1 protein-coding gene and 1 pseudogene are annotated in these 2,732 nt (G+C 66.1%); both read left to right on the forward strand.

Annotated elements, in window-relative coordinates:
- Positions 1–18: 18 nt before the first annotated feature.
- Positions 19–665: pseudogene (locus NUV94_08055) on the forward strand (DegT/DnrJ/EryC1/StrS family aminotransferase).
- A gap of 9 nt (positions 666–674) precedes the next feature.
- The gene (locus tag NUV94_08060; protein ID MCR4392690.1) at positions 675–2,501 is read left to right on the forward strand and encodes a polysaccharide biosynthesis protein; all 1,827 of its coding nucleotides are present in this window, start codon (positions 675–677) and stop codon (positions 2,499–2,501) included.
- Positions 2,502–2,732: the final 231 nt, after the last annotated feature.

The following is a 2,732-nucleotide window of genomic DNA, read 5'->3' on the forward strand; positions in this document are numbered from 1 at the left end:
GACGACTCCTGCGAGGCGATCGGGGCCGAGTACAAGGGGAAGAAGCTCGGCCAGTTCGCCGCCGCCGCGTTTGCCTTCTACCCGAACAAGCAGATGACCACCGGCGAGGGGGGGATCATCGTCACCGATAGCGACGAGATCGCCCGGCTGTGCCGTAGTTGCGCAACCAGGGCCGGGCGGAGATGGGCGAGTGGCTCGATCACGAACGCTTGGGCTACAATTACCGGATGACCGAGATGTCGGCCGCTCTGGGGGTCTCCCAGCTTAGGCGCATTGAGGAACTTCTTGCCAAGCGGGAGCGGGTAGCCCGGATGTACACTGAACTCCTCTCCGGCCTCGAGTGGGTGCGGCCCCCCGTGGTGCGCCCTCACGTCCGGATGAGCTGGTTCGTGTATGTTGTCACGTTGGCCGAGGGCTTACACCGCGATCCTGTAATGCAGGCCATGGCCGAACAGGGCATCCCTACCCGGGGGTACTTCTCCCCGGTGCACTTGCAAAGCTACATCCGCGAGCGTCTGGGCACGCGTGAAGGGATGCTGCCAATTACCGAGTCAGTGGCCAAGCGCACCATCGCTCTCCCCTTCCACGGAAACCTCGCTGAGCCGGAGGTGGAAGAAGTGGTGGCAGCACTCAAATGGGCCATAACCAAGGGGGATTCCCCCTAGGGTGTGCCGATGAAGCCACCATGGGTCAAGTTCGCCCTTGATCTTCTGGCCTGGACGGCGGTTGTCCCCGTAGCGTTCCTGTTGCGGTTGGAAACCATCCCAGCGCGGTACCTCCCTGCGCTCATCTTGTACCTTGGGATGGGGATTCCGATCAAGGCGGGAGCCCTGTACGTGTTTGGGCTCCACCGACAGGCGTGGTCCCAGGTGGGGGTGCCGGATCTTTGGCGCCTCGTTGAGTGCGTGCTTTCCGGAACCACAGCCTTGTTTGTGGTCGGGCTTTTGCTGAACCGATGGGTCCCGTTTCCCCGCAGTGTGCCCGTGATCGGCGGGGGGCTTGCGGTGCTCGCCCTCGGGGGGATGCGGTTCGGGGCACGGCTCTGGCGGGAGCGGACGGGACGCCGGCGTGCAGGGCCAACCCAGCGGGTGTTGGTGGTGGGTGCCGGCGAGGCCGGTACGATGATCGTCCGAGAGATGCTGCGCCACCCGGAGGCAGGCCTTGTGCCCGTGGGGTTTCTCGACGACGACCCAGCGAAACAGCGCCAACGGTTCCTGGGACTCCCGGTGCTGGGCAAGCTGGACGCCCTGCCGCAGGCAGTTGAGAAGTGCAAAGCCGATGAAGTGCTGATCGCGATTCCATCCGCTCCGGGGCAGGTCGTACGGCAGGTGGTGGAGCGGGCCCGGGAGAGCGGCGTGCGCCACCGCATCATCCCCGGGATCTACGAGATCCTGTCCGGTAAGGTCGCCATCAGCCAAATCCGCGAGGTGGATCTCGAAGACCTCCTGCGCCGGGAGCCGGTACGGCTGGATTTGGAGGAGATCGCCGGATATCTCGCGGGCCGTGAGGTGCTCGTCACCGGGGCCGGGGGGTCGATCGGAAGCGAGATCGTGCGCCAGGTGGCCCGGTTTCGCCCGCGGGAGGTGCTGCTGCTCGGCCGGGGCGAGAACAGCCTGTTCGAGCTCGAGGAGGGCTTGAAGCACGCCTGGCCCGGGCTCCGCTACCAGGTTCTCGTGGCCGATGTACGGGATAGGGATCGTATGGAAGACGTGTTCCGCCGCCACCGACCCCAGGTGGTGTTCCACGCCGCGGCCCACAAGCACGTGCCCCTGATGGAGCTCAACCCGAGCGAGGCGGTGGTCAACAACGTGGTGGGGACGAAGAACCTGGTGGAGCTGGCGCTGACTTATGGGGTGGAGCGGTTCGTCAACATCTCCACGGACAAGGTGGTCAACCCGACCTCGGTGATGGGGGCGACGAAACGGGTGGCGGAGTACGTCGTGCAGTGGGCGGCGCGACGGGCCAGGCCGGGACAGGCGTTCGTTTCGGTACGGTTTGGGAACGTCCTCGGCAGCCGGGGGAGCGTGGTGCCGCTGTTCCGCGCGCAGATCCGTCGTGGTGGGCCGGTCACGGTGACCCACCCCGACATGCGCCGGTACTTCATGACCATCCCCGAGGCGGCCCAGCTCGTGCTGCAGGCGGGCGGGCTCGGGGAGAACGGGGCGGTGTACGTACTGGACATGGGGGAGCCGATTCGGATCGTGGACCTGGCCCAGGATCTCATCCGCCTGTCGGGGTTCGAGCCCGATGTGGACATCAGGGTCGAGTTCACCGGGGTGCGGCCGGGGGAGAAGCTGTTCGAGGAGATCTTGACCGCCGAGGAGGGCACTGTGGCCTCGCGCCACGAGAAGATCTACGTGGCTCGGGGCAACGCTCCTGCGGATGCCGAGTTGGAGGCGAAGTTGGCCACGTTGCTCGCGGCGGCGCGGAGCTACGATGGGAACGCGATCCGCCGCGCATTGAAGGCCCTCGTCTCCACGTACCAACCTGGAACCGAGTAGGGCTGCGCCGATAGGGCATCTCCTCGCTCATCAGCTGATATACCCGGCTCAGTGCTCGTGGGCCTGGTGGGGAGAACCGGGCGCGGACGGAAGGCTCCACTGCCCCGCACACGGCCCGGTGGGCCTCGCCCAGGCCCTCCTTAAGGTCACCGGGGGGCTCCACGAGCGGACGCTCGTGCTCATCCTCATTGGCGTTGAGGCCCTGTGCGGCCTGGTTGCCATTCTCCTTTA

Source organism: Candidatus Acetothermia bacterium (assembly GCA_024653305.1).
Taxonomy (GTDB): Bacteria; Bipolaricaulota; Bipolaricaulia; order Bipolaricaulales; family Bipolaricaulaceae; genus JACIWI01.